Annotated in this window: 22 protein-coding genes, 8 tRNA genes and 1 rRNA gene; 2 read left to right on the plus strand and 29 right to left on the minus strand. The window is 37.7% G+C overall.

Features of this window, described 5'->3' with window-relative positions; translation table 11 throughout:
• Window positions 1-12: 12 nt before the first annotated feature.
• The 18 genes from feoB (BM102_RS13005) to msrA all read right to left on the minus strand — a co-directional run bounded on the left by feoB (BM102_RS13005) (window position 13) and on the right by msrA (window position 18,293).
• On the minus strand, window positions 13-2,388 hold the full coding sequence (gene feoB / locus BM102_RS13005; protein ID WP_090482593.1) for a ferrous iron transporter B: 2,376 nt from the start codon (window positions 2,386-2,388) through the stop codon (window positions 13-15).
• 4 nt (window positions 2,389-2,392) lie between these two features.
• Window positions 2,393-2,620 carry a FeoA family protein gene (locus BM102_RS13010; protein ID WP_033153260.1) on the minus strand — a complete coding sequence of 76 codons (228 nt, stop codon included), beginning with the start codon at window positions 2,618-2,620 and terminating at the stop codon, window positions 2,393-2,395.
• A 16-nt stretch (window positions 2,621-2,636) separates the two neighbouring features.
• Window positions 2,637-2,846 carry a FeoA family protein gene (locus BM102_RS13015; protein WP_334291136.1) on the minus strand — a complete coding sequence of 70 codons (210 nt, stop codon included), beginning with the start codon at window positions 2,844-2,846 and terminating at the stop codon, window positions 2,637-2,639.
• A gap of 260 nt (window positions 2,847-3,106) precedes the next feature.
• Window positions 3,107-5,461 carry a ferrous iron transport protein B gene (gene feoB, locus BM102_RS13020; RefSeq protein ID WP_090482597.1) on the minus strand — a complete coding sequence of 785 codons (2,355 nt, stop codon included), beginning with the start codon at window positions 5,459-5,461 and terminating at the stop codon, window positions 3,107-3,109.
• 3 nt (window positions 5,462-5,464) lie between these two features.
• On the minus strand, window positions 5,465-6,397 hold the full coding sequence (arcC, locus tag BM102_RS13025; RefSeq protein ID WP_090482600.1) for a carbamate kinase: 933 nt from the start codon (window positions 6,395-6,397) through the stop codon (window positions 5,465-5,467).
• Window positions 6,398-6,438: 41 nt separating this feature from the next.
• Window positions 6,439-6,882 (minus strand): VanZ family protein, encoded by a 444-nt coding sequence (locus BM102_RS13030; protein WP_090482603.1) that lies wholly within the window; start codon window positions 6,880-6,882, stop codon window positions 6,439-6,441.
• A gap of 43 nt (window positions 6,883-6,925) precedes the next feature.
• Window positions 6,926-8,638 carry an adenine deaminase gene (gene ade / locus BM102_RS13035; protein ID WP_242942942.1) on the minus strand — a complete coding sequence of 571 codons (1,713 nt, stop codon included), beginning with the start codon at window positions 8,636-8,638 and terminating at the stop codon, window positions 6,926-6,928.
• 34 nt (window positions 8,639-8,672) lie between these two features.
• Window positions 8,673-9,341: a hydrogenase nickel incorporation protein HypB gene (hypB, locus tag BM102_RS13040; protein ID WP_074788587.1), complete on the minus strand. Its 669-nt coding sequence runs from the start codon at window positions 9,339-9,341 to the stop codon at window positions 8,673-8,675.
• 418 nt (window positions 9,342-9,759) lie between these two features.
• The gene (locus tag BM102_RS13045) at window positions 9,760-10,656 is read right to left on the minus strand and encodes a LysR family transcriptional regulator (protein ID WP_090482605.1); all 897 of its coding nucleotides are present in this window, start codon (window positions 10,654-10,656) and stop codon (window positions 9,760-9,762) included.
• A 15-nt stretch (window positions 10,657-10,671) separates the two neighbouring features.
• On the minus strand, window positions 10,672-11,436 hold the full coding sequence (locus tag BM102_RS13050) for a class I SAM-dependent methyltransferase (protein ID WP_090482608.1): 765 nt from the start codon (window positions 11,434-11,436) through the stop codon (window positions 10,672-10,674).
• Window positions 11,436-12,215 (minus strand): class I SAM-dependent methyltransferase, encoded by a 780-nt coding sequence (locus BM102_RS13055; protein ID WP_090482643.1) that lies wholly within the window; start codon window positions 12,213-12,215, stop codon window positions 11,436-11,438. The genes BM102_RS13050 and BM102_RS13055 overlap by 1 nt, the downstream gene beginning before the upstream one ends.
• Window positions 12,216-12,309: 94 nt before the next feature.
• Window positions 12,310-12,987 carry an ABC transporter ATP-binding protein gene (locus BM102_RS13060; RefSeq protein ID WP_090482611.1) on the minus strand — a complete coding sequence of 226 codons (678 nt, stop codon included), beginning with the start codon at window positions 12,985-12,987 and terminating at the stop codon, window positions 12,310-12,312.
• Window positions 12,966-13,772: an ABC transporter ATP-binding protein gene (locus BM102_RS13065; RefSeq protein WP_090482614.1), complete on the minus strand. Its 807-nt coding sequence runs from the start codon at window positions 13,770-13,772 to the stop codon at window positions 12,966-12,968. The genes BM102_RS13060 and BM102_RS13065 overlap by 22 nt, the downstream gene beginning before the upstream one ends.
• A gap of 19 nt (window positions 13,773-13,791) precedes the next feature.
• Window positions 13,792-15,351, minus strand: coding sequence for an ABC transporter substrate-binding protein (locus BM102_RS13070; RefSeq protein WP_090482617.1), 1,560 nt, complete (start codon window positions 15,349-15,351; stop codon window positions 13,792-13,794).
• A gap of 64 nt (window positions 15,352-15,415) precedes the next feature.
• Complete coding sequence (gene nikC / locus BM102_RS13075) at window positions 15,416-16,237, minus strand: nickel transporter permease (RefSeq protein WP_090482620.1); 822 nt, start codon at window positions 16,235-16,237, stop codon at window positions 15,416-15,418.
• Window positions 16,234-17,175: a nickel ABC transporter permease gene (gene nikB / locus BM102_RS13080; RefSeq protein ID WP_242942943.1), complete on the minus strand. Its 942-nt coding sequence runs from the start codon at window positions 17,173-17,175 to the stop codon at window positions 16,234-16,236. Before nikB ends, nikC begins: the two co-directional genes overlap by 4 nt.
• 129 nt (window positions 17,176-17,304) lie before the next feature.
• A complete protein-coding gene (locus tag BM102_RS13085; RefSeq protein ID WP_044936895.1) occupies window positions 17,305-17,805 on the minus strand; it encodes a hypothetical protein in 501 nt (166 codons plus the stop codon).
• A 2-nt stretch (window positions 17,806-17,807) separates the two neighbouring features.
• Window positions 17,808-18,293 carry a peptide-methionine (S)-S-oxide reductase MsrA gene (msrA, locus tag BM102_RS13090; protein WP_090482623.1) on the minus strand — a complete coding sequence of 162 codons (486 nt, stop codon included), beginning with the start codon at window positions 18,291-18,293 and terminating at the stop codon, window positions 17,808-17,810.
• A 178-nt stretch (window positions 18,294-18,471) separates the two neighbouring features.
• Here msrA and BM102_RS13095 point away from each other — a divergent pair, with 178 nt between their 5' ends.
• Window positions 18,472-19,863: a prolyl oligopeptidase family serine peptidase gene (locus tag BM102_RS13095; RefSeq protein WP_090482626.1), complete on the plus strand. Its 1,392-nt coding sequence runs from the start codon at window positions 18,472-18,474 to the stop codon at window positions 19,861-19,863.
• A 77-nt stretch (window positions 19,864-19,940) separates the two neighbouring features.
• On the opposite strand, the gene BM102_RS13100 is transcribed toward BM102_RS13095, so the two are convergent.
• Together BM102_RS13100 and BM102_RS13105 are read right to left on the minus strand one after the other, a co-directional pair.
• Window positions 19,941-20,609 (minus strand): hypothetical protein, encoded by a 669-nt coding sequence (locus BM102_RS13100; protein WP_090482630.1) that lies wholly within the window; start codon window positions 20,607-20,609, stop codon window positions 19,941-19,943.
• Between the two features lie 19 nt (window positions 20,610-20,628).
• Window positions 20,629-21,612 carry a C39 family peptidase gene (locus BM102_RS13105; protein ID WP_090482632.1) on the minus strand — a complete coding sequence of 328 codons (984 nt, stop codon included), beginning with the start codon at window positions 21,610-21,612 and terminating at the stop codon, window positions 20,629-20,631.
• Window positions 21,613-21,947: 335 nt separating this feature from the next.
• Here BM102_RS13105 and BM102_RS13110 point away from each other — a divergent pair, with 335 nt between their 5' ends.
• The gene (locus tag BM102_RS13110; protein ID WP_090482635.1) at window positions 21,948-23,270 is read left to right on the plus strand and encodes a DUF6056 family protein; all 1,323 of its coding nucleotides are present in this window, start codon (window positions 21,948-21,950) and stop codon (window positions 23,268-23,270) included.
• 540 nt (window positions 23,271-23,810) lie between these two features.
• Here BM102_RS13110 and BM102_RS13120 read toward each other — a convergent pair.
• The 9 genes from BM102_RS13120 to BM102_RS13160 form a co-directional block, all read right to left on the minus strand.
• A tRNA-Arg gene (locus BM102_RS13120) sits at window positions 23,811-23,884 on the minus strand.
• Window positions 23,885-23,914: 30 nt separating this feature from the next.
• Window positions 23,915-23,998 (minus strand) — tRNA-Leu (locus BM102_RS13125).
• Between the two features lie 27 nt (window positions 23,999-24,025).
• Window positions 24,026-24,098, minus strand: a tRNA-Val gene (locus BM102_RS13130).
• Window positions 24,099-24,120: 22 nt separating this feature from the next.
• Window positions 24,121-24,194 (minus strand) — tRNA-Asp (locus BM102_RS13135).
• 20 nt (window positions 24,195-24,214) lie between these two features.
• A tRNA-Ile gene (locus BM102_RS13140) sits at window positions 24,215-24,288 on the minus strand.
• 63 nt (window positions 24,289-24,351) lie between these two features.
• Window positions 24,352-24,424, minus strand: a tRNA-Thr gene (locus BM102_RS13145).
• Between the two features lie 21 nt (window positions 24,425-24,445).
• A tRNA-Glu gene (locus BM102_RS13150) sits at window positions 24,446-24,517 on the minus strand.
• A 5-nt stretch (window positions 24,518-24,522) separates the two neighbouring features.
• A tRNA-Asn gene (locus tag BM102_RS13155) sits at window positions 24,523-24,595 on the minus strand.
• Between the two features lie 81 nt (window positions 24,596-24,676).
• Window positions 24,677-24,943: ribosomal RNA gene (locus BM102_RS13160) — 23S ribosomal RNA — on the minus strand; the annotation flags it as partial.

Consider the following 24,943-nt stretch of genomic DNA (forward strand, 5'->3'; position numbering starts at 1 on the left):
AATTATTACCTCTTATTTGTTGTATTTATCCTTACGGAACAATCCATATACAAGGCAGCAGATAGCTGCAATACCAAAGATTGTACCGAATGTAAATCCTTCGCCTGTGAATACCTTACCTACCTGATATATGATAAGTCCGATTACCCATGCGAAACCACACTGATATCCGATTGCTGTCCAGAACCACTTTGTGTTGTTCATCTCACGCTTGATTGCACCCATAGCTGCAAAGCAAGGAGCGCAAAGAAGGTTGAATGCAAGGAATGCGAAACCTGATGCATCTGTAAATGCAGCACGCATTGTCTCGTAAACATCACCAGAAGCACCGTAGATAATAGCAAGTGTACCAACGATGTTTTCCTTTGCAACAAGACCAGTGATTGAAGCAACTGTAGCTTCCCAATCACCAAATCCAAGTGGAATGAAGATCCACGCAAGACATCTACCAAGTGTAGCAAGGATTGAATGATCAATCTGATCCTCTTCAAGCATTGTAAATGCACCATCAACAACACCGAAGAATGTGCAGAACCAAACTACGATTGTTGAAAGTAAGATAATTGTACCAGCTTTCTTGATGAATGACCATCCACGCTCCCACATGCTACGAAGCACGTTTGAAACTGTTGGCCAGTGGTATGCTGGAAGCTCCATTACGAATGGTGCTGGATCTCCTGCGAAGAGCTTTGTCTTCTTAAGCATGATACCAGATACGATGATTGCAAAAATTCCAAGGAAGTATGCTGCTGGTGCAACCCAAGCTGCTCCACCAAAGATAGCGCCTGCTACCATTGCGATGAATGGAAGCTTAGCTCCACATGGAATAAATGTTGTTGTCATGATTGTCATCTTGCGGTCTCTATCATTTTCGATAGTACGTGATGCCATGATACCAGGAACACCACAACCTGTACCGATAAGCATTGGAATAAATGACTTACCTGAAAGACCAAACTTTCTGAAGATACGGTCCATGATGAAAGCAACACGAGCCATGTATCCGCAAGACTCAAGGAATGCAAGGAAGATGAAAAGTACAAGCATCTGTGGAACGAATCCAAGAACTGCACCTACACCTGCTACGATACCATCAAGGATAAGTCCCTTTACAACATCGTTACAGTTGATTGCATCAAGAGCTGCCTCGATATAAACAGGAATACCCGGAATCCATACGCCGTAATCTGCTGGATCTGGCTCCTCGTTAGCCTCTACATAAGCTGCAGCTGCTTCATAATCAGCAAGTGTAGCTGTCTCATACTCAACAGCAGCTGTCTCTTCATCCTCTACAGGATATTCGAAATCGCCTGTAGGCTCTGTACCATTTTCCTCTACGTATAAATCATAACCATCTACGATAAGCTGATTTGTTGTGAACTCATCAGCTGCATCTGCGTAATCAGCAGAACCAATAGCAAATAAATGCCATCCATCACCGAATACACCATCATTTGCCCAATCAGTAGCCCATGTACCAACTGTTGTAACTGATACAAAATATACAAGGAACATAACTACTGCAAAGATTGGAAGTGCAAGGAATCTGTTTGTAACAATCTGATCAATCTTATCAGATGTTGTCATTCCCTTTGAAGCCTTCTTTACACAACCATTGATGATTGTACCGATGTAGTTATATCTTTCGCCAGTGATGATTGACTCTGAATCATCATCCATTTCCTTTTCACATGAAGCAATGTCGTTTTCGATGTGAGCAATAACATCAGATGAAAGACCAAGCTTTTCCTGAATCTTTTCATCACGCTCAAATAACTTGATTGAATACCATCTCTGAACATTTTCATCAGAAATATTATGTAAGCAAAGCTCCTCAATGTGAGCAAGTGCATGCTCTACTGAACCGTCAAATCTGTGCTTTGGTGACTGTGGCTTAGCTTCCTTTCCAGCCTTAACTGCTGCATCAACGATTTCCTTAAGTCCTCTGTTCTTTAAAGCAGAAAGCTCATAAACTGGAACACCGATTTCCTCTGAAAGCTTTGCAGCGTTGATTTTGTCACCATTCTTTTCTACAACATCCATCATGTTGATACCGATAACTACTGGGATACCAAGCTCAACAATCTGAGTTGTAAGATAAAGGTTTCTTTCAAGGTTTGTACCATCAATAACATTGATAATAGCATCTGGCTTTTCATCAATAAGATAATTACGTGATACAACCTCTTCTAATGTATATGGAGAGAGTGAATAGATACCAGGAAGGTCGACGATTGTAACTTCCTTATCACCTTTGAATTTACCCTCTTTGTACTCTACAGTAACACCTGGCCAGTTACCAACGAACTGGTTAGAACCTGTAAGTGCATTGAACAATGTTGTTTTACCGCAGTTTGGATTACCTGCAAGCGCAATACGAATTCCCACTTTTTTAGTCCTCCTTTAAAAGAATCATTTCTGCATCAGCCTTACGTACAGAAAGCTCATATCCTCTAACTGTAATTTCAACTGGATCTCCCAATGGTGCAATCTTACGAACGTAAATCTCAACACCTTTTGTAATACCCATGTCCATGATTCTTCTTTTTACAGCGCCTTCGCCAGTAAGCTTTGCGACTGTAACCGTTTCACCGACACTTACATCTCTTAATGTCTTCATTTTTCTCTCCTTTTTACTATATAAATATCTTTTGAGCCAGTTGTTTATCAACAGCTACTCTTGACTCCTTAACATTAACGATTAGGTTTCCACCTATCTCGTTTACTACTGTTACAAATCCCCCTGGTACAAAACCAAGCTCTTGCAAGTGACGCTTCACTTCTTCTGAACCGCCAATTCGTTTAATCATCTGTTCTTCGCCTGTTGGCGCAACTACTAATGGCATCATATATTACTTCCTTACTTTTATTTATCCCTCAATTAGCTATTCCGGCCTATAATTAATTGTACCCAACCGATGTTAGCTAACATGAATTAGCGTTAGCCTTATCTAACGCATGTATAACATAGCACAATTTCCGTATGGTTTCAAGCTCCTAACTTAAGTTTTTTATATTTAATTTTAGAAAGTTATTTCTTACTCAAATTAGTGTAAACAAAAAACAGAGCTTCACGTATGTGAAACTCTGCTAAAGATATTCAGTATTAAACTAGACCCATGAGAAGTCCTATTGTATGTACTATAAATGTGCAAACCCAGGCAATCGCACACTGCCAAATAACAACACATACTGCCCACTTGCTTCCCATCTCTCTTTTTATAGATGCAATAGCTGCAACGCATGGTGTGTAAAGAAGTGAAAATACCAACAAACAAAATGCTGTCAGAGTGGACATCGAAGCTGCAACACCAGTACTTCCAAATAGTACTTCCAATACAGATACAACACTTTCCTTTGCCATAAATCCTGAAATAAGGGATGTACAAATTCTCCAATCTCCCAATCCGATAGGTGAAAAGAGAGGAGCTAATCCTCCAGCTATAAGTGCAAGAATACTATCCTTTTGATCTGATACTAAATTGAGATGTGTATCAAAGCTTTGAAGAACCCAGACAATTACAGTCGCAAGGAAAATTACAGTGAATGCTCTTTGTAAGAAATCCTTTGCCTTTTCCCAAAGCAACTGAATTACATTTCTAGCACTAGGTAATCTATAATTTGGTAGCTCCATAACAAACGGAACAGCCTCGCCTTTAAATCTAACCTTTTTAAAGAACAATGCAGCTAGCACTCCCAAGAATATGCCAAGGAAATACAAAACTGTAATCACAAGCCATCCATTATTAGGGAAGAATGCTGCAACAAAGAATGTGTAAATTGGAAGCTTAGCTGTACAACTCATAAATGGTGTCAGCAAAATTGTCATCTTTCTATCTCTATCACTAGGCAATGTTCTAGTAGACATAACTGCCGGAACAGTACATCCGAAACCAATCAAAAGTGGCACAATACTTCTTCCTGATAATCCGATTTTACGAAGCATCTTATCCATAAAGAAAGCCACTCTGGCAATGTAACCACTATCTTCCAATATTGATAGGAAGAAAAACATTGTTATGATGATAGGCAAGAAGCTAAGCACACCTCCTACACCTTCAAAAATGCCTCCAATAACCAGCTCGTGAACAGTTACATTAACATTAGCAGCAGTCAGTGCAGCATCCGTAATATCTGTTAGCGCTTCAATTCCTATTTCTAACAAGCCCTGAAGCCATGCTCCTATAACATTGAAAGTAAGGAAAAATACAAGTGCCATTACGCAAATAAAAATTGGGATTGCAGTGTATTTACCTGTAAGCCATTTGTCAATTTTCTGACTGCGAATGTGCTCTTTACTTTCTCTAGGTTTGATTACACATTCATTGCAAACTTTTTCAATGAAAGCAAATCTCATGTCTGCCATGGCAGCACTTCTATCGAGACCTCTTTCCTTTTCCATCTGCTTTGTGATGTGCTCTAATGTCTCTATTTCATTTTCATCTAAATCAAGACGCTTTATTATCTGCGCATCGTTTTCGATAGCTTTGCTGGCTGCAAAGCGAACAGGGATATCTGCTCTTTTAGCATGATCCTCCATAAGATGAATAACACCGTGGATACATCTATGCACTGCACCGCCGTTATCGTTTTCATCACAGAAATCGTCTATCTCTGGCTTTTCCTGATACTGAGCTATATGAAGTGCATGAGCAACTAACTCATCAATACCTTCGTTTTTAGATGCAGAAATAGGAACAACTGGAACTCCCAGCATTTTTTCCATTCGGTTAATATCTACCGAACCACCGTTGCCTCTTAACTCATCCATCATATTAAGAGCAACAACCATAGGAATATTAAGTTCTAAAAGCTGCATTGTAAGGTAAAGGTTACGCTCGATGTTTGTAGCATCAACGATATTGATTATAGCCTTTGGCTTTTCTTTTAAAACAAAGTCTCTGCTGACAAGCTCTTCACTAGAATATGGTGACATTGAATATATTCCAGGAAGGTCTGTGATGCATGTAAATTCTTTACCCCTGATTGCACCATCTTTTCTATCTACTGTAACACCAGGGAAATTACCAACGTGTTGATTGGCTCCAGTGAGTTGATTAAAGAGTGTAGTCTTACCACAGTTCTGGTTGCCCACAAGAGCAAATGTAAGCATCTCGCCCTTTGGAAGTGGGGTGCCGTCACCCTTGAGATGATACTTTCCTTCCTCACCTAAGCCAGGATGGTTTATATCGTGTTTATCTTTCTTGGACTGAGTAATTTCCTCCTGAACCCTATTTTCCACTGGAGTAGCTTTTATCTGGGCAGCATCTGCTAACCTAAGAGTAAGCTCATAGCCGTGTACGCGAAGTTCCATAGGATCACCCATAGGCGCCAGTCTCACAAGAGTGACCTCTACACCTGGTATAACTCCCATGTCCAAGAAATGTTGTCTAAGTGCCCCTTCTCCTCCTACTTCATCAATTATCGCTGTTTGTCCAATCTCTAAATCTTTTATGGTCATTTATTATTTTCCAATCATTGTACCAGTCTGGCCGCCTACAGCATTACCAGCATCTGATAGCTTTGTAATCAATACCTTTCTAATGGCTGAATCACCAATATAATCAATAGCTGCCTGAATCTTAGGTGCCATATCTGTCTCGCCAAACTCTCCATCTTCAAGCATCTTTTTAGCCTCAGCAATTGAGATATAGTCGAGAGGCTCTTCGTTTGGCTTGCCAAAGTTTTTGCATACCTTTGTAACACTAGTAAGAATAACCAGCATATCTGCTTCAAGCTCAGAAGCAAGAAGACCTGCTGCTGTATCCTTTTCAACTACTGCAGATGCGCCCTTTAGGCTGTTGTCCTGTGTGAGAACTGGAATACCGCCACCGCCTGCTGCAATAACAACCTGGTCTGCCTCGCACAAAGCTTTGATAGCATCAATTTCAACAATCTCCATTGGCTTTGGAGCAGCAACAATTCGTCTGTAGCCACCTTCAACCTTAACTGTGTGATTGCCTTTTGCCTCTTCAGCCTCAGCCTGGGCCTCAGTCATAACTCTGCCAATAACCTTTGTTGGCTTATAGAAGGCTTCATCATATGGATCAACTGTTACCTGTGTAAGAATAGTTGAAACTGGCTTGTAAATTCCGCAACCAACTAGCTCTGAGCGTATAGCCTGCTGCAAATCATAACCAATGTATCCCTGGCTCATTGCTGAACAAACTGACATTGGTGTAGATGTGTAATCAGGATGATTCTGGTAGAACTCAGACATTGCTGTGTGAATCATGCTAACCTGTGGACCGTTGCTGTGAGTAATAACAACCTGATAATCCTGCTTAATAAACTCTGCTACTGCAACTGCTGTGCGCTTTGTAGCATTCCACTGCTCAAGTACAGTTGTACCTAATGCGTCATGTCCCAGTGCGATAACTATCTTCTTTTTTCCCATATGCTGCCTCCACTTTTAGAATTTATTTTTAATCTTGCACCTTAGTATTTTCTACGGGTTCGCTTACCGCTTGAAAATGCAAGTGCAATAAGTGTGCCTAGTACGACTCCTCCAAAATCAAACCAAAGGTCTCTTACTTCCCCTGAACGACCTACAACAAAAAGCTGTATTGTTTCATCAATGAATGCAACAAAAAGACCTGTAAGGGCTGGAGTTGTGAATCTGTTAAACCTTCCATATATTTTGTTTGCAAAAGCTACTGTAAGTAATATTCCTAATATAAGAAACTCTGTAATATGTGCAGCTTTTCTAACAATAACCATTCCGTCTTCGCTTGCAAGCAAAGCAGGGAATATTTTGCCAAGATAATATAATACACGTCCACTTTCATGCTCCGATATTGTGGCTGGCTGCATGCTGTGTCCCCAAATCAGCATAATCCAGAGAGCAATTACTACTGTTATAAATATTCTTTTCTTATCCATAAGTGCTATTGTAGCATATATTCCCCTAAAATAGATTTGTTATTTAAACTAATTTCCAATCATTAACATTTACCACACCATGAGTTGTAATTCGCAATTCCGGTATTACCGGTAAAGCTGTAAAACTCAATGTCATAAATGGATCAATATTTTTATTAACTCCCAGCTGATAAGCTGCCTCATGTATCTCATCTAGCTTTGTCTTTGCATCATCAGCGCTTACTTCACTCATTAAGCCTGCAACAGGAAGTGGATAAGTCTTAAGCACCTTTTCTCCATCGTACACCACAATTCCACCACCAATTTTCTTTAGCTCATTGATAGCCGCTGATATGTTTTCCTCTGATGCTCCGATAGCAATAATATTGTGAGCATCATGAGCGACTGATGTTGCAATAGCTCCTCTTTTCAAGCCATAGCCTTTTATAAAGCCCATTCCTATATGGCCCGTTCCACAATGGCGTTCTACTACAACTGCCTTTAGAATATCCTTTGATACATCTATCGCCTCAGATTTACCCTCGTCTGTTGTTATGAGCTGTCCTTCTACCAAGCCAAGAACCGGCAAAGCTTTATTGTTTAACAACAGTTCCTTTGTTATCTGTGGCAGGTTAAATGTATTATGAGATTTGTCGATTAGATCAGAAGAAATATCACTTTTACAATGTGTTTTTAAGTAGTCAGGAGTCATTTCCACACCTGCTTTGTATACTCTATCGATATCCACGGTATTTACATCATTTAACACCACAAAATCTGCAAGAAATCCAGGTGAAATAGCGCCCCTGTCGCGAAGTCCAAAATACACTCCCGCAGTGCATGAAGCCATTTTATATGCAATTACAGGATCCACTCCTAAATTGATTGCTTTTCTTATTATATTATCAATATGACCATAATCCATTATGTCATTGATGTGTCTGTCATCAGTGCAAAACATACATCTGGATGCGTATGGTTCTTTACACAAATCAATAAGTGCCTCCAGATTTTGGGCTGCTGTACCTTCTCTAATCATTATCCAAAGACCGGTGCCAAGCTTTTCCATCGCTTCATCAATATTTGAGCATTCATGATCTGAAAGCACTCCTGCTGCAACATAAGCCATCAATTGCTGTCCCGTTACTAAAGGAGCATGGCCATCTATTAGCTTATCCTCCATAATAGCAAGATACGTCTTGTCGATCACATCGAATCTGCGATTAACGACGCCATTTACATCCATCAGTTCTGCAATACCATATACTCTTTTGTTAGATAAAAATGGCTTCATATCCTGGGCGAATATCTGAGCACCGCTTTCGTCGAACTCGCAGGATGGAACGCAGGATGGAATCATAAAGAATATGTCCATAGGAAGGTTCTCTGTAGCTTCCAACATGTATTTTATTCCGTCTGTCCCCATTACGTTTGCTATCTCATGAGGATCTGTCAATATGGCTGTGGTTCCATGCAGGATTGCCTCTTTCGCAAAAATCTCAGGAACTACTGTAGTACTTTCTATATGAATATGACCATCGATAAATCCAGGCACAATTGTCTTGCCTGTCATATCGATGGTCACTTTACCTTCGTATTTACCTATTCCCGCAAAGCTACCTTTGCTAATTGCTATATCGCCTTTTTTGAACTGATTTGTGAATACGTCCAGATATACTCCATTGCGCAGTACTAAATCAGCTGGCATTTTGCCAGCTGAAACTTTCAAAAATTCTTCGTACTCACTTCGTGTCATATTTTTCTGCTGATAATTCAAATTATTCTCCTTATATAAAGCCGAACATTTAAAACTATTTTACTGCAGCAATTTCTTCCTCTAACCAAGCGACAACTTCATCAAGTCCTTCGCCAGTCTTTCCACTTACAAAGAAAATCTTTGCATTTGGATTGAGCTTTAAAATTCTTTCTGTAACTTTTTCCTTACTGAAATCAAAGTACTCAAGTGTATCTATCTTATTAATTAATACTACGTCACTAATCTCGAACATGAGAGGATACTTAAGAGGCTTATCATCTCCCTCTGGAACGGAAAGTAACATAAGGTTTTTGTTGGCTCCAACATCAAACTCTGCTGGACAAACAAGATTACCAATGTTTTCCAAAATTAATAAATCAAAATCTGTTGTGTCGTACTCCATTAATGCACGACTTGTCATATCTGCATCGATGTGACAAAGTCCCATATTGTGAATCTGGATAGACTGAACACCTGTAGCGTCGGCTACACGCTGAGCGTCGATACTTGTTTCGATATCAACATCCATCTCACCGATTTTGTATTTATCTTTCATTCTATTAATAAGAGCAGAAAGTGTAGTTGTCTTTCCTGAACCTGGACCAGACATTACATTCAAAAAGAATGTTCCCTGCTCTTTCATTTGATTTCTAATTGCATCAGCTGCCGCTTCGTTTTCCGCGAAAACGCTCTCACCGATTTCAATTACTTTAACTTCACCCATTATTAATACTCCTAACTAAAAAACATACGAATTACTCGTATGATTTATTATACCTATACGGCGTATAAAAAACCACCTCTATTTAAAGAGACAGCTCTTTTGAAAAGTAGTAAATTGCTTCTTTTGATTCTATGTGAATTTTTATGATTTCCATATGAATAAAAAAAAGCCGGCGCCAACGCGCCGACTGGAAGTTCGGGGAGTGCGACCAAAGTTGCCCTTGGTCGCTGAGTTATGAAAAATTTGGTATTAGCTTTTCGCTAGTACGATATAGAATATAACACTTAATACACATTTGCGCAAGTCTTTTTTCATAATTTCTTCACATTTTTTCAAATTTTATTTTTTAATAAATTATCCCCCAAACCCTTGTAAAATGGGGCTTTACCACTTTATCAAAAAGAAGAGTTTCGAAAATTTAAAGTAGTTGTTTCTTAATATAATCCACAAATGCCCTTGATTGATTGCTTTGTCTTCCCTTCTCATTTGTAATGATTCCGAAGTCAATACTGCCTCTTGTATTTTTAAGTCGAATTCCTGGTCTAATTCCTAAATCATAACTATTAAAGCTATCCGCACTAAGATTTGCTAATGAATTATTTTTTAATAATGCATGCATAACATAATCACTATTTGTAATTACAGCAATATCATTTTTTATATTTACAGGCTCTCCCTCCTCGGTTTGGAATGATTCCTGTCTAATATAATCATCCTGTTCAGATTGAATATATTTTAAGTCATGTATAATCTTGCTTGAATAGTCAGCATTCTCCTGTACATCGTCAGGCTGGAAATATATCATTCCATCTACAGATTTAAGTCTTTCAAATTTCAACTGATATTTTTTTATTTCATATTCAAACTGCAGTCTTGTATCTGGAAATACATATACAAATCCAACCTCGTCCTCCATTATTCTCATGCGATTAATGATGTTATGAGTTGTGTCTGTATGAATGTTATAGCAAACATCATCATCTTTATTCAGTTCATAAAAATCTGAGAAACAGTTTGCCAACCATGAACTATGGTTAATACTTATTTTTACGATATTATTATTCTCCACACTAGTTGTTTCCAGTGCTTCAAAATCAGAAACAAGGACGCTTGCCTTGTTGTGAAACTTCACTCCCTCATATGTCAAAGCAATACCTTTGCTCTCTCTTTGGAAAAGGTTATAACCTAATTCCTTTTCGAGAGCAGAGATTACCTTGCTGACGCTAGATTGAGTTGTGTATAAAACCTTTGCAGCTTCACTAAAAGACCCTACATCTGCAGCTACAACAAAGTATTTTAATTGCTTTATTTCCATAATAATCCCCCATCATTATGCTTTAACAGCTTTGATACTAAACATTTTGTCTGGTATATAAAACTCGTCATGCTCTACAAATATTCTATTTCCAAAATCATCGTCAACCTCAATTGATGAAAATCCTATATCAGATAAAACATGTTCATCCCAATGAGGTCTATCTAACATACTAATTGTAAGCATGTGATAAATATCGTGACATTCCTCCTTCAGACTATCTGCGATATCCTTGTGAGCAAGGTTCTCTGGACTTTTAAGGTTATGAGCCCCTTTAGCATATTCAGCATCAAAATTAAGTAAGACTCCACCCTTTTTAAGAACTCTATGCCACTGTGTATAAGCATCAATTGGATGTGGAAGTGTCCATGTAAGATTTCTACTAATCACTACATCAAACTCTTCATCGGCAAAATCCAGATTCTCTGCATCTCCAACCTGAGCCTTTATCTTTGAAGAGTCCATATCGTATATGCGAATCATTTCATTTGCTTTAGCAACCATCTCTTCAGTTAAATCGATACCAGTAACACTGTGCCCAAGCTTTCCTAGAATAATTTCGAAAAAACCAGCTCCACATCCAACATCAAGAATCTTAAGGCTTCTGTCTGTTGGTAAATACTTTTCTATTTCCTTAAGCCATCTATCAGCTTTATTGCTTTCTATTTCATCATGTCTTAAATTGAAAAAACCATCGGCTCTTTTGGTCCAGTAGCTTTCTACTTTCTCTTTTATATCATCTGCCTCTTCCTCAAAGGCAATATAGTGTAACTCACCCATTAAAATAACCCTTTTACTGTTCTAACCATAAATAGTGGGGTAGAATTATAATTTATCCTTTCTTTTTCAGAATAGAGTCTGCTTCCCACATCCTCAAGCACGGACACCTGTCCTGCTTCAATACTATTTAAAAATTCATAATCCCACTTAGGACGAATTTTATCTGTAAGTGGCAATGAAAGAGCGATGCGTTCCATCTGCTCAAAATTATCGCCTATATTGTAGTCATCCAGACAACTATTTTTTACATTGTCTCGATCTGTTTTGTATTCTTGCATTTTTTCTTCATCTACTAGATATGAATACCAATTTGCATCAAACACAAGCATTAGCCCACCTGTCTTTAAAACAGAAAGCCACTGAACATATGCCCTTGCAGGGTTTGGAAGATTCCAGGTAAGATTTCGTGAAAATACCACATCAAAAGAATCTTTTTCAAATGGAAGATTCAATGCATCTCCTTGAACAAAATTTATTTGATTTGATAATTCGCCAGCATTAGCTTTAGCCTCTTCCAGCATGGTATCTGCGAAATCGAATGCAGTAACCTGATAGCCTGCTTCCGACAAAATAATAGATATAAAACCAGGTCCAGCTCCCACATCTAAAATCTTTATTGAGCCTGGCTCCCTATCAGGAAAACACTTGGAGATTTCTGACACCAAAAACTCTTTCCATGTGCTATGCTGAATCCCGGATAACTCTTCTTTATTAACCTCTGAATAGCCTTTGGCTCTTTGAATCCAATAGGCTTTATTATCCTTTACTAACTTTTCCATAATCATCAAAAACAAAAAAACTATTCAGAAACTGGATTGCTTCCGAACAGTTTTTATTTTACTTTATTTTACTGTTAATAGCCATAGTTTTGGGCTATGTTGGACCAAAAGTTCTTTTTGTTGTGCCATTTTCAATCAAAATAGCTCGATCACAAAACATTTCTACAAGTGCCATGTTATGACTGATAAATATAATAGTCAGATTTTGTTTTCTTCTAAGCTCCTGCAACAATTCAATTACTTGTTTTTGTACTGTCACATCCAGCGCACTTGTCGCTTCATCACATATAAGTATATCCGGATTCATAGCTAACGCTCTGGCTATGGCCGCTCGCTGGCACTGACCTCCACTTATTTGGTGTGGATATTTATTTTTCAACTCCCTTTGTAGACCACACATGTCGAAAAGATAATCTATCTTTTCGTCAATTTCGTCCTGTGGCACCCCCTTATTCTTTAAACCTTCACCGACACCATATCCAATTGTTTTACGAGGATTAAAAGATTCATTTGGATTCTGAAATACCATCTGGCTTCCAAGTCTAATGCCCTTTTGCTCTTCTCCATTGATGATTATCTTTCCATCTGTAGCAGGAATCAGCCCAAGCATAATTCGGGCCAATGTGCTTTTTCCACTTCCGGACTCTCCAACTATTCCGAGACATTCACCTTTATTCACCTGAAAAGAAATACCCTTTAGGACTTCTGTATTCTGTTTATCATTCCTAGAAAATGTCTTACATATATTTTCTACCTTAATGAAAGGTTCCATCCTTTTCTCCCTGAAACTGGCACTGCGTCACATAAAAGCTTTGTGTAATCGCTTTTAGGATTATTTAAGACCTCTGTTGCCTTGCCATATTCCATTACTGTTCCATCTTTTAAAACTAATATTTTGTCTGCTATTCTTGGCACAATTGACATATCATGAGTCACAATGATGATAGAAGTACCAAGATTATCACGCATATTATTGAGTTCCTCTAAAACCATATCTGTAGCTTTGGGATCCAGAGCACTGGTTGGCTCATCCGCCAAAAGTAATGGTGGATCAAGTAACATCGCCATAGCTATTCCTACACGTTGATTCATTCCACCAGACAGCTCAAATGGATAGCTTTTCCATAGCTTTTCCGGTTCACTAAAATTCAGCTTATGAAATAGCTCCAATGCTTTTGCTTTCACTTCTGGTTTGCTTATTTTTTCATGAGCCCTCACCGCTTCTGTTATCTGGTCTCCGATTGTCCTTATTGGGCAAAAGGAACCTAATGAGTCCTGGAAAATCATTCCTATTTTTTTACCGCGTAAATTTCGATACTCTTTTTCCTTTTTAGAAAAGAGATTTTCACCTTCGAATACCACTTCACCTTCAGTTATTTTTCCATCTGAATTTAGTATTCCAATTATCGACTTAATTATTGTAGATTTACCACTACCAGACTCACCTACTAAAGCAAGCACTTCGCCCTTATTAATAGAAAAGCTTACGCTATTAACTGCCACTTTTCCATCAAATTCTATACTTACGGAATTGTAATCAAAAAAAGTTTCATTCATAGTGTAAGCTCTCCTCAAATTAATTAATATCTAATTCTGCTGTAAGCTCATAATAATCGCTAGAATGAGCTGTCAAGCCTGTAACATTGGCTTTGCTAATCATGCTCATGCGAAGGAATGAGCAGAATACAAATGCATCATCGTCCAAAATAATCTGCTGCATCTGAACAGCCAAATCATTTCTTGCATCAACATCAAATGTGTTGTTCATCTCCTGTGCAAGCTCTTCCAACTGTGCATTAGAATATGCTCCACGATTCTTTGTTGAATCTGATAAACAATGTGTACTAAAGAAATACATTGGGTCACCAATGCCGGCAGTAACAAAAGCTGCTGCATATACGTCCCATCCTGTAGGCTCTGAAACGATTGTGCCGTGGTCTGCTGTTACATTTAACTGTACATCAATTCCGATATCCTTTAGATTAGCCTGGGCGCTCTCAGCTAAAAGAGGGAGCTCCTGACGGCTAGGATATGATACCCAATTGATTGTTAATGTCTTTCCATCTTTTTCTCTGATTCCATCACCATCAGTATCAACCCAACCTGCTGCTTCAAGAACTTCTTTTGCCTTTTCAGGATCATACTCCTTGGCATTTACGCCCTTACCAAATGGGAATGATTCTGGGAATGCACCTGAGCCCACATATCCATATCCATTTAATAACGTATTTACGAATCCTTCTTTATCGATGCCAAGAGCAATTGCCTCTCGTACTGCATCATCCTTTATGATATCTGAATTATAGTTCATCTGAAGATAGAAAGCTCGGCTTGTAGCTGTGCTTGTAAATACATAATCATCATTTTCAAATAATGGATAACTTGCATATGCCATACCATAAGCAGCGTCAATATCACCATTCTGAAGTGCCATTGCAAGTGTATCTCCATCAGAGATAGTAAGAACAGTTACTTCATCAATATTTACATTTCCACCCCAGTAATTCTCATTCTTTACTAGATTAATATGATCATCTGTAACCAACTCTGTTGCAACAAATGGACCTGTACCAACAACAATTCCATCTGCATTTCCAGCTGTAACATCTATGATACAACCATAAGGATCACAAAGATAATTGATTAATGTTGGCTTTGGTGTTGTAGTTTTAATTGTAAGCTCAAGACCATCTGCCTCAATTGAATCAATTGCTAAATCTCCTGCTGCACGTTCATGAACTGCAACCAAATCCTCGATGCAAGCCTTTACTGCCTCTGCATCACAAGGATTTCCGTTAGAGAATGTTACTCCGTCCTTGAGTGTAATCTTCCATGTTAATTCATCAATGTTTTCATAACTTTCAGCAATCCATGGCTCAAGTTCCATATTGTCATTGAACTTGAATAGTGTCTCTCCCACACCATAACGGATTGCTGCCCATCCACAATATGTATCATGTGGATCAATATTTGCTTCTTCATTTTCCGCATTAAATGTTGTGTCTCCAAAGACAAAAGTCTTCTTTCCTGATTCTACATTAGAATCAGCTGTCTGATTCTCTGCTTTTGTTCCACAGCCTACAAATGTAGCTGCTGTGAGAGTCAAAGCAAGCATCATTGCTACTAACTTTTTCATTATAAATACTCCTTAAATATATATATTAAAAACTTCTTTATTAAGAAATTTCTATTTAACTTAATTACTCCAATGTTCGTGATGCGTTTTTAGGATCTACTGCATCACGTAATGTATCTCCAAAAAGATTAAAAATTACTACCGAAACAAAAATTGCAATTCCTGGTGACAATACAACCCATGGATAGGTCTGTAGCATGCTTCTTCCATTAGACATCATACTTCCCCACTCTGCTACAGGTGGCTGTGCGCCAAGTCCCAGGAAGGATAAACCTGCAATCTCCATCATCATAGTTCCAATATCTAATGTGGCTGTTACTATAATTGGACCTATGATATTTGGAACCACATGGCGACATATTATTTGTAAAGAATTGTCTCCTGCCAGTTTTGCAGCCTCGATATATGTGCTATCTTTTATGGATAGTGTAAGTCCTCTAGCCACTCGAGAATACTTTGGCCAACTTATAACCGCAAGTGCTATTACCGCATTTACGATACCTCCACCTAGTATTGCTGCTACTGCAAGGGCAAATACTAATCCTGGAAAAGCAAGACATAAATCTGATATTCTCATAACAACAAAATCAACTTTATTACCAAAGTATCCGCAAATAATTCCTATGTTTGTGCCAAATACTGCAATTATTAATACTAAAGCAAGGGTAGATAATATACTTACCTGTCCACCTATTATTACTCTTGAAAACATATCTCTGCCGTAGGCATCTGTTCCCATAAGATGCTGTAAACAAGGGGCCTGATATGCAATACTTAAATCCTGTTCATAAGGGTCGTATGGACATATATATGTTGCAAAAATAGCCATGAAAATAATCAGAACTACTAAGCAACTCATTATGATTAATTTGATTTTCTTTTTCATGATTCTCTATCCCCCAATCTAATTCTTGGGTCCAAGAATCTGTATGATAAATCTGTAATGAGATTAACTAATACATAGATAATCGCCATCCACATTACATATGCCTGAATAATTGGATAGTCACGCATATTAATGGCATCTACTGCCATTTTACCAACGCCATCCCACATAAAAATAGATTCAACAATAGCTGTTCCACCCAAAAGGCTTCCAATAGATAATGCCAACAGCGTAATAATTGTTACCAGTGTTGCACGAAGCACACTTCCCATGAGTGTGATTGAAAACTTTACACCTCTTGCCTTGGCTCCAACAATATAATCCTTGCTTAGCTCATCCAAAACTGTAGTACGAACCTGACGTAAGTATTTTGAAGACATAGCTATAGCCAAAGTCAAAGTTGGCATAATTATGCTTGTGCTATTTATATCTTTAGATATGATAGGTAGCCAGCCTAACTTGATTCCTAGGAAATACATCAACACTAGTGATACGAAAAAGTTAGGAAGACTATTTCCAATAAAGCTAAAAAATCTAATAACGTAGTCTATGAATTTGTTTTGATATACAGCTGATATAACTCCTAGAGGAATGGAGATAATGACTGTAAGTGCAATCGATGTGACTGTAAGCAGTATTGTGGCTGGAAGCTTTGAAACAAATGTCTCAAATACATCTTTGCCCGAGACATAACTAACGCCCATGTCACCGTGAAGTAAATTGCCGAGCCATCTAAAATATTGAACTAAAAAAGGAGAATTTAGTCCTAATTGTTCCCTTGCCATATCTAGCTGTGATTCAGAAATGACTTGTCCTGTGTTCAACATTTTCTGCTCAACAACATCACTTCCTGCAAGTCTCATCATTGCAAATGAAAGAAATGTAATTGCAAACAGAATCGGTATTAACTGTAATACCCTTTTAATTATATATACCAAAAAAATACCCCTTATTCTTTAAAACATACAAAGTAAATTTTATAATCATACTTTGTTTATCTCAATAGATTTAAGGGGTATTGGATATTCATTTATGTATAGCTTATATTCCGTTTTGGAATACCTTTATTACATGAATCGCTCCATAACTTCTGTGGTATGCATGGCCAAGATTCCTGCTCCAAAAGCTTCCATAATTTCTGTATAGCTATCATCTATAAACATAATCTCGTCCATATTGTAGCCGTCGCGTTCTGCAATCATCTTCATTATGAGAACTTTTTTATGACGTGTTTCTGTTGAAATCAAATCTCCATGATGCTCGAAAACACCTGGGTAACACTCTCTCAGACGGTTATATTTTGAGTTGTATTCAAAAGAGTTGCTACATTCTGTTAGGCCATAAATCTTAACGCCATGATTAAAATGTAAATCATCGATAAGATTCTTTACTCCTCTAGGAGCCTGGCATTTGATGTAAGCATTATTGTTTATATTATACTTAAGCCAGTCGTTAGCATCTTCAAAACCAACTATTCTTTTACCAGCTTCGTTGTACATTTTCAGGCAAAGAAGTGTGTTATCTACATCACCAAACAACACCTTTATCTTTTTTAGCTTCTCCTGCATAATTATGACTCCTTTCGACCGCTTTCTATTAGCTCCTTTTCAAAGGCTTCCGGATTTTTTAAATAATAATCCTGATGTTCTTCCTCTGCCTCATAAAAGCTTTTAAACTTTTCCAAGGAGATTTGAACCTTCTTACCTGTCTCCTGCTCCAGCTCATTTATCTTCTTTTCAGCAATAGCTTTTTCTTCATCAGAATTGTAATAGATAGCTAATGTATAAGAAAAACCTTTATCAATGAACTGGCCTTCTCCGTCAAATGGATCAACGTTTGCAAGATAAATATCAAGCAATTTGTCATAGGTCACATTTGCTGGATCATATGTCAATTCAATAGTTTCCCTATGTCCTGTCTTTTGCGCCTTAACATCCTCATATGTAGGATTTACTTCATCACCACCTGAGTAACCACATGTAACCTGGTCTACTCCATATATTTTATAAATTGGTGTCACACACCAAAAACATCCACCTGCAAAATATGCTTTCATGATTGTACCTCCAAAAACTAGTCTGTAGAAATTATATCACATACCATTGAATTGCATCAGTTTTTTGTTTTACCAATCATCCTTATATTTTAACCAGTTATCAGTCAACTAAATCTGCAGAGTTTATTTGTGCTATTATTCACTCTGTTATCAATCAATATATGGGAGGATTTTTACAATGAGGAAAAAAACTATTTCTCTACTGATGGCATCATTGTGTGTCTTCGGTCTTGTGGGTTGTGGTACAACTAAATCTTCAAACAGTGATGCCACAGTCGATGCAAACACTCCAGTTTCATTAACTGGAACACAAAAAGCTGTAGTAGTTGGTGATGATTGGGGCCCTGCAGTAACTACTACAATAATCCACTTTAATGATTCAATTGATTCTTCATCAGTATCGGCTGATACATTTTCTGTATCTGAAACAAAAGAATCATTTAACTATGCCGCACTTATGGATGAAAACTTCGAAGGTGATCCTTCAGAACACATTACAGCAACTGCAGACAGGACCGTATTAGATGCCTACACCTGTGATGAGAATGGAAACAAAACTGATTCATCTGAATATGTTGCCCTTGAGCTTTCATATAGTCCAGATGAGGGTAACCCATTCTGCTACGATGTTTTCACTTGGCAAAACACTGTGTGCTCACCTTATGAATTGGATGTTACATTAAATGATGGTCAAACTTTAAAGAGTGCAGATGGAGCTGATATATCTGATGTCACAATTGACTCAGCTATTGATTTATCTTTAGATGGTTCGATTTATCCTCAACTTGAAAACGTTGATTTAACAGGAACATATTCAGATGACAAGTATACACTGACATATGGTTCTTTTGCTCCAGAAGATGACGGAAATAAACACCCACTTGTTATTTGGATTCATGGTGCAGGAGAAGGTGGTACACAAAACGAAATCGCTGTATTAGGCAACGAAGTAACAGCTTTATATTCCGATGAATTTCAAGAAGTAATGGGTGGAGCTTATGTACTTACACCTCAAACAGATACCTTCTGGCTTACTTATAATGAAAATGGAGATTGGGCCGATAATCCTGGTACAGACTCTGTTTACCTTGAAACATTAAAAGGCCTTATAGATGAATACGTTGCATCTAATCCTAATATCGATACAAATCGTATTTATATTGGAGGATGCTCAAATGGTGGCTACATGACAATGGATATGATTATGAATTATCCTGATTATTTCGCAGCTGCTTTCCCAATCTGTGAAGCATACGCTGACAGTGGAATCACAGATGCTCAAATTGAATCAATTAAGGATTTACCAGTATGGTTCATATATGCGAAAAACGACACAACTGTTGTTCCAGAAAATTTTGAAATTCCAACAATCGAACGACTTGAAGCAATCGGTGCTAATGTTCATTCTTCAGTATTTGACGATGTACATGATACAACTGGCCGTTTCACCGGAGATGACGGTGAAGCATACCAATACATGGGCCACTGGTCATGGTTGTACTTCTTCAACAATGAATGTGAAGAAGATGGCGTAAATATGTGGTCATGGCTTGCGGAACAGAGCAAATAATAACTACTAGATAATAACTTCATTTTTCTTTTACAATATAAAAAGCGCTGGCATTGCCAGCGCTTCTCTTTATCCCATTATTGAATTACATCAAAGTTAAGTATTGTAGCTTCATCATATTCACTTTGAATAGTATCTACTGCATCAGAGCTTTCTGATTTTGTCTCTTCCCCTGCTACCTCATGGTAATAGAATTCTTCGTTCCCCTCATCATCGTATTCTATCCAGGAAGATTCAACCTCAATTAACTCATTATCTTCAATAGTATATTTTGCAGTTCCATGATAGATTCCAACATATAAATAGCCATCCTTTACTGCAAGCGGATAAGCTGTGCCTATAGAGGATACATTTCCAATACACTCTGGCACGCCATCATTATAAACATATATCGCCGAATCGATAGCTGCCATATTGCCATCCATATTATCGTAAGCAAATGTGCATACTAACAAAGCGTCTGTATCACCGATTGTTTCGTTTGTATAGCCCATTCCTGGCTCAAGTACAGTATCCACAATCTGTGTAAAAGTATCACATCCAGATATATCAAGATCCAATGGATATTCAGCTATTTCAGACTCTGCTTCAGTTGTTTCTTCTGACTCTTCTGGTTCACTTTCAACTGATTCTTGTACCTGATTAGTCTCCTCTGAACTTTCTAATTCTGATGTATTATCTGCGTTGGACTTTCCACATCCAACTAATAATAAACCACAAAGACAACATACAAGTAATTTTTTCATCTCTTCCCCTCCAATTTAACTATATATTATATTTCCAAACACTCTTCATCTGGGATACCAATGTATTTACATCCCAGTGTTTGTTACTATTCTTAGGACTGTTTGGATCATTTACAATGATTTTTCCGTTTGAATCTATTCCAGTTAATACAATAAAATGCCCTGTTTTTGTAAAATCTCCTGGTGACATTGAGCAAATCATAGGCGTTTCGCTGGACAAATTGTCTGTAATATATTCCGAAGAAACATTTCCACTAGAAACGCTCAGTCCATAATGACGCGCACCTTCTGTCATAATATCCCAGGATGTTCCCTGACCATATGTATAGTATCCCTTGTCTGATGCATATTCGGCAACAACATATGGATTTATATCTGCATCTTGCTCTAATCCACACACAACCATAGCCAGACAAGTAGGACCGCAACCTGCTACACCTACGTAATTAGCGCCATAGTTTTTATATCCCCATCTTTTATCCCACTGGATAAAAAGAGGAATGTCTTTCTTGGACATTTCATCTGACACATCCATGTCAAGATCAGCATATGCGTATTTATTGAAATTCTTAACGTATTCCTCTGCTTCTGGATAATTTTCACCAAACTCGATAACGTTTTCCGGTACGCCTTCTAAACTTTTTTGTTTAGAAATGTTATGAATACCTAGCCCGATTAATAATAAAGCTACCAGTGAACAAGCCAGGAAAGAACGACGTAAATGATTTGGTTTCTTAGTGTGAGCATGATAAGTCTTTACAGGCTGATACTCATCATAATATGTATCTTCATACTCTTGTTTCTTATTATATCTCTTATTACTTCTTTTAATTCCAAATATAAAATGAATAAAAAAAACTAGACCTAAAATAAAAAAGACAATATTGTCATTGTATAACCAATCTGGACTAACATAATAGTCAATCACCATAAGGCCTAACATGGTCAAAGCCAATAACAATATCCCCTGTATTAACCACAAGAAAAAGCCAATTATTCTCATACTTCAATTCCCCATATGTTCTAGACTGTACTACAGCTTATAGTACAGTTTTATCACATCATTTATATACTGTCAATGTTAGCTATCTAGGATTTTAATAAAGATTGTACTCCAAAATACCATGCGTGAGAGGGCGCTAAACGAGCCGGCAGGCGAGAGTTCGAAGTCTATCAAGAATTCTTTCAACAACTTTTCTCAAAGAAAATACGATTGGAATGCATTGGAAAAGAAGTTAATTGGTTTTTAAAATTTAGACATATATAATATTGACAAAACATATATATATATATATAATAAAACACCTCTTATGGTTGATTCTTCTCTAGAGGTGTTTTATGCATGACAATAATATAAAAAAATCACGTTTTAGAAATCCCATCTTTCTGACATACGTCATTTTATTCCTTGTATTTTTTCTTTCACTTTCATATGGTTATAATAACAGATATAACGATGATGCTATATTCTACAAACTTGTTTATAGCAAAGATTCAATTTTTGATTTTCTTGCCAACCGTTACTCAACATGGTCTTCACGTTTAATAATTGAAGCAATCGTAGCTCTATTTTCTGTATTACCATTAGTAGCTTTTAGATTGTTTTTTTCACTAATCCTCTGTTTAGTTTGTTATTATTATTGTCTTTTACAAAATAATTTATCTATTAAACAAGTTATATCCGTAGACTTACTAATCTTATCTTTTCCATTATTTTATTTATCTGATACAGGATTTATAGCAACAGGATTAAATTATGTATTACCAGTTCTAGGACTTCTTATGACTGCATTACCTCTAATAAATGTTATGAGAAATGAATCCGTCAATAAATGGCAATGGTGCTTGTGTATATTAGGTGCAATTGTATGTTCCAATTTTGAAATCACAGCTATTGTACTCTTTACACTTTCATTACTATTAAATGTTAAACTCATGGCTAGTAAAAGAAAGCCTTACATCTTTGTAAATATAATTAGTTTTATTGGAATTCTATTTTCTGTATCATGCCCAGGAAACAGCATAAGAACTACATATGAAATAGAAAATAACTTTCCAATCTTTTCAAGCTGGAACACTCTCGATAAAATTACCAATGGAATTTTTCATGGTTTAATTGCATCTTTTACAAATACAGATACCAAATTCTTTATAGCATGTATGCTTATTATAATTATGATAAAGAATTTCAATGCTCCTAAAAAGTTTTTACTAACATCAGCTACATTATTGTTTTGTTTGATATCGAGTATTGTGGATCAATTATTTCCAACTTTTTTTACACAAGATTTCCACTCTTTATATAATGGTGCAGTGGCTGACAATATCTATCTATGTGTATTGCTTGTTGCTTTTTTATTATCTTCAATTTCTTTGTTATATGCTTTTGATGATATACGAGTTGGATTCATATATTTACTCATATTTTTTGCAGGTGCTTGTAGTTTTATTATTATGGGTTTTTCTCCAACAATAATTGCTTCAGGGTATAGAGTTTTTAACTTTATGATTTTTGCAATTATTTTTTGCATCTCTGGAATTATTAATGAAACAACCATATCCAGCAAAAAACAAGTAGTTATGTTCTTGCCTATTATTCTTATTTTTATTCGAATGATTTTTAATAATATCAATTATTTGACATATATAAGAAACTTTTAATTAATTGAATAAAGCGTAGTCAATCATTTTTGCCTACGCTTTATCATCCATCCAACTTATTTACTTTTCATTCTAGTAGTCCAATCAGGATATTTCACAAATCTAGTCCTACTTTCCAATTCTCCCAAAAATTGATTTTAGCATTGCTCCATATACAAGTACTACTTCCGGTTCCAATTCATCTAGCATTGAAATAAGTCTTTCTCTTAAATACCGCTACGATTCTGAGTTTTTAATTTGTCCATAAGTACCTATAGAAACAATGCTGTGCTTAGCTACTCCCATTAAACCAAAAAGCAAGAGTAACCTTTGAATGGATTAAACAACTAAATGAGGCAAACGAGATTCCAACAAGCTTAGATGATTATATCTTTTTTAAAAATGAAAAAGCGTGCGTGAGAGGGCGCTGACGTCCAGTGGACGTCGTTTAGCGCCGACCGAGCCGGCAGGCGAGAGTTCGAACCCGTTCGAATTCGACCTGCCGGTGAGTTAAAAGAAAAAAGAGATAGGTAAAACCTATCTCTTTTTCTTTTAATTTAGCGTGCGTGAGAGGATTCGAACCCCCGACACCTTGGTCCGTAGCCAAGTGCTCTATCCAGCTGAGCTACACACACACAATATTCAGTTACACTCAAAAGAGTGAATGCCGTAGACCGGAATCGAACCGGTACGATGTCGCCACCACGGGATTTTAAGTCCCGCGCGTCTGCCAGTTCCGCCACTACGGCATCTACAATCAAATTAATGATTGTGAATGGGACCTACAGGGCTCGAACCTGTGACCCCCTGCTTGTAAGGCAGATGCTCTCCCAGCTGAGCTAAGATCCCACAAATAATATAGAACTGGAAACGACCCCAGAGGGACTTGAACCCTCGACCTCCGCCGTGACAGGGCGGCGCTCTAACCAACTGAGCCATGAGGCCATATTATATTTTATAGAAAGTGGACCCTCAGGGACTCGAACCCTGGACCGACCGGTTATGAGCCGGTTGCTCTAACCAACTGAGCTAAAGGTCCATATTGTGTATACAAGCAAGACCCTTATAAAAAAAATTGGCCTCTTTCTACTCAATAGAAAAAAGCCGATGATCGGACTCGAACCGATAACCTGCTGATTACAAATCAGCTGCTCTGCCAATTGAGCCACATCGGCTTATTGTTTGCCAAAGGCAAGTGACTCCGACGGGAATTGAACCCGTGTTACCGCCGTGAAAGGGCGATGTCTTAACCGCTTGACCACGGAGCCATCAGCTCCCCAAGTAGGACTCGAACCTACGACAACTCGGTTAACAGCCGAGTGCTCTACCAACTGAGCTATTGAGGAATATTAATTTGGTTGACTAGCAACCTCAAAACTTCACACAGTAAAACTTAGTGTCCGAAAATTCGCTACACATCTTCCTTTTAGAATAAACCTTCGATCTATTAGTATTCATCAGCTGAATGCGTTACCGCACTTACACCTTGAACCTATCTACCTTATCGTCTATAAGGGATCTTATTTCCTTGAAGGAATGGGATATCTCATCTTGAGGGGGGCTTCACGCTTAGATGCCTTCAGCGTTTATCCCGTCCAGACTTGGCTACTCAGCTATGCCGTTGGTCGACAGCTGATACACCAGTGGTCCGTCCACCCCGGTCCTCTCGTACTAGGGGCAGCTCCTCTCAAATA

Origin of the sequence: Pseudobutyrivibrio sp. JW11 (assembly GCF_900115355.1) — a bacterium.
Taxonomy (GTDB): domain Bacteria; phylum Bacillota; class Clostridia; order Lachnospirales; family Lachnospiraceae; genus Pseudobutyrivibrio; species Pseudobutyrivibrio ruminis.

Excerpts from the sequence above, each read along its gene's own strand:
- BM102_RS13095 (WP_090482626.1), top strand. The coding sequence starts at position 18,472 with ATGAGGAAAAAAACTATTTCTCTACTGATGGCATCATTGTGTGTCTTC.
- nikC (WP_090482620.1), bottom strand. The coding sequence starts at position 16,237 with ATGAAAAAGAAAATCAAATTAATCATAATGAGTTGCTTAGTAGTTCTG.
- BM102_RS13070 (WP_090482617.1), bottom strand. The coding sequence starts at position 15,351 with ATGAAAAAGTTAGTAGCAATGATGCTTGCTTTGACTCTCACAGCAGCT.
- feoB (WP_090482597.1), bottom strand. The coding sequence starts at position 5,461 with ATGACCATAAAAGATTTAGAGATTGGACAAACAGCGATAATTGATGAA.
- BM102_RS13045 (WP_090482605.1), bottom strand. The coding sequence starts at position 10,656 with ATGGAAATAAAGCAATTAAAATACTTTGTTGTAGCTGCAGATGTAGGG.
- BM102_RS13065 (WP_090482614.1), bottom strand. The coding sequence starts at position 13,772 with ATGAATGAAACTTTTTTTGATTACAATTCCGTAAGTATAGAATTTGAT.
- BM102_RS13100 (WP_090482630.1), bottom strand. The coding sequence starts at position 20,609 with ATGAAAAAATTACTTGTATGTTGTCTTTGTGGTTTATTATTAGTTGGA.
- arcC (WP_090482600.1), bottom strand. The coding sequence starts at position 6,397 with ATGGGAAAAAAGAAGATAGTTATCGCACTGGGACATGACGCATTAGGT.
- BM102_RS13085 (WP_044936895.1), bottom strand. The coding sequence starts at position 17,805 with ATGCAGGAGAAGCTAAAAAAGATAAAGGTGTTGTTTGGTGATGTAGAT.
- BM102_RS13010 (WP_033153260.1), bottom strand. The coding sequence starts at position 2,620 with ATGAAGACATTAAGAGATGTAAGTGTCGGTGAAACGGTTACAGTCGCA.
- BM102_RS13110 (WP_090482635.1), top strand. The coding sequence starts at position 21,948 with ATGCATGACAATAATATAAAAAAATCACGTTTTAGAAATCCCATCTTT.
- BM102_RS13015 (WP_334291136.1), bottom strand. The coding sequence starts at position 2,846 with ATGCCATTAGTAGTTGCGCCAACAGGCGAAGAACAGATGATTAAACGA.
- msrA (WP_090482623.1), bottom strand. The coding sequence starts at position 18,293 with ATGAAAGCATATTTTGCAGGTGGATGTTTTTGGTGTGTGACACCAATT.
- hypB (WP_074788587.1), bottom strand. The coding sequence starts at position 9,341 with ATGGGTGAAGTTAAAGTAATTGAAATCGGTGAGAGCGTTTTCGCGGAA.
- BM102_RS13055 (WP_090482643.1), bottom strand. The coding sequence starts at position 12,215 with ATGGAAAAGTTAGTAAAGGATAATAAAGCCTATTGGATTCAAAGAGCC.
- BM102_RS13105 (WP_090482632.1), bottom strand. The coding sequence starts at position 21,612 with ATGAGAATAATTGGCTTTTTCTTGTGGTTAATACAGGGGATATTGTTA.
- BM102_RS13050 (WP_090482608.1), bottom strand. The coding sequence starts at position 11,436 with ATGGGTGAGTTACACTATATTGCCTTTGAGGAAGAGGCAGATGATATA.
- BM102_RS13060 (WP_090482611.1), bottom strand. The coding sequence starts at position 12,987 with ATGGAACCTTTCATTAAGGTAGAAAATATATGTAAGACATTTTCTAGG.
- BM102_RS13030 (WP_090482603.1), bottom strand. The coding sequence starts at position 6,882 with ATGGATAAGAAAAGAATATTTATAACAGTAGTAATTGCTCTCTGGATT.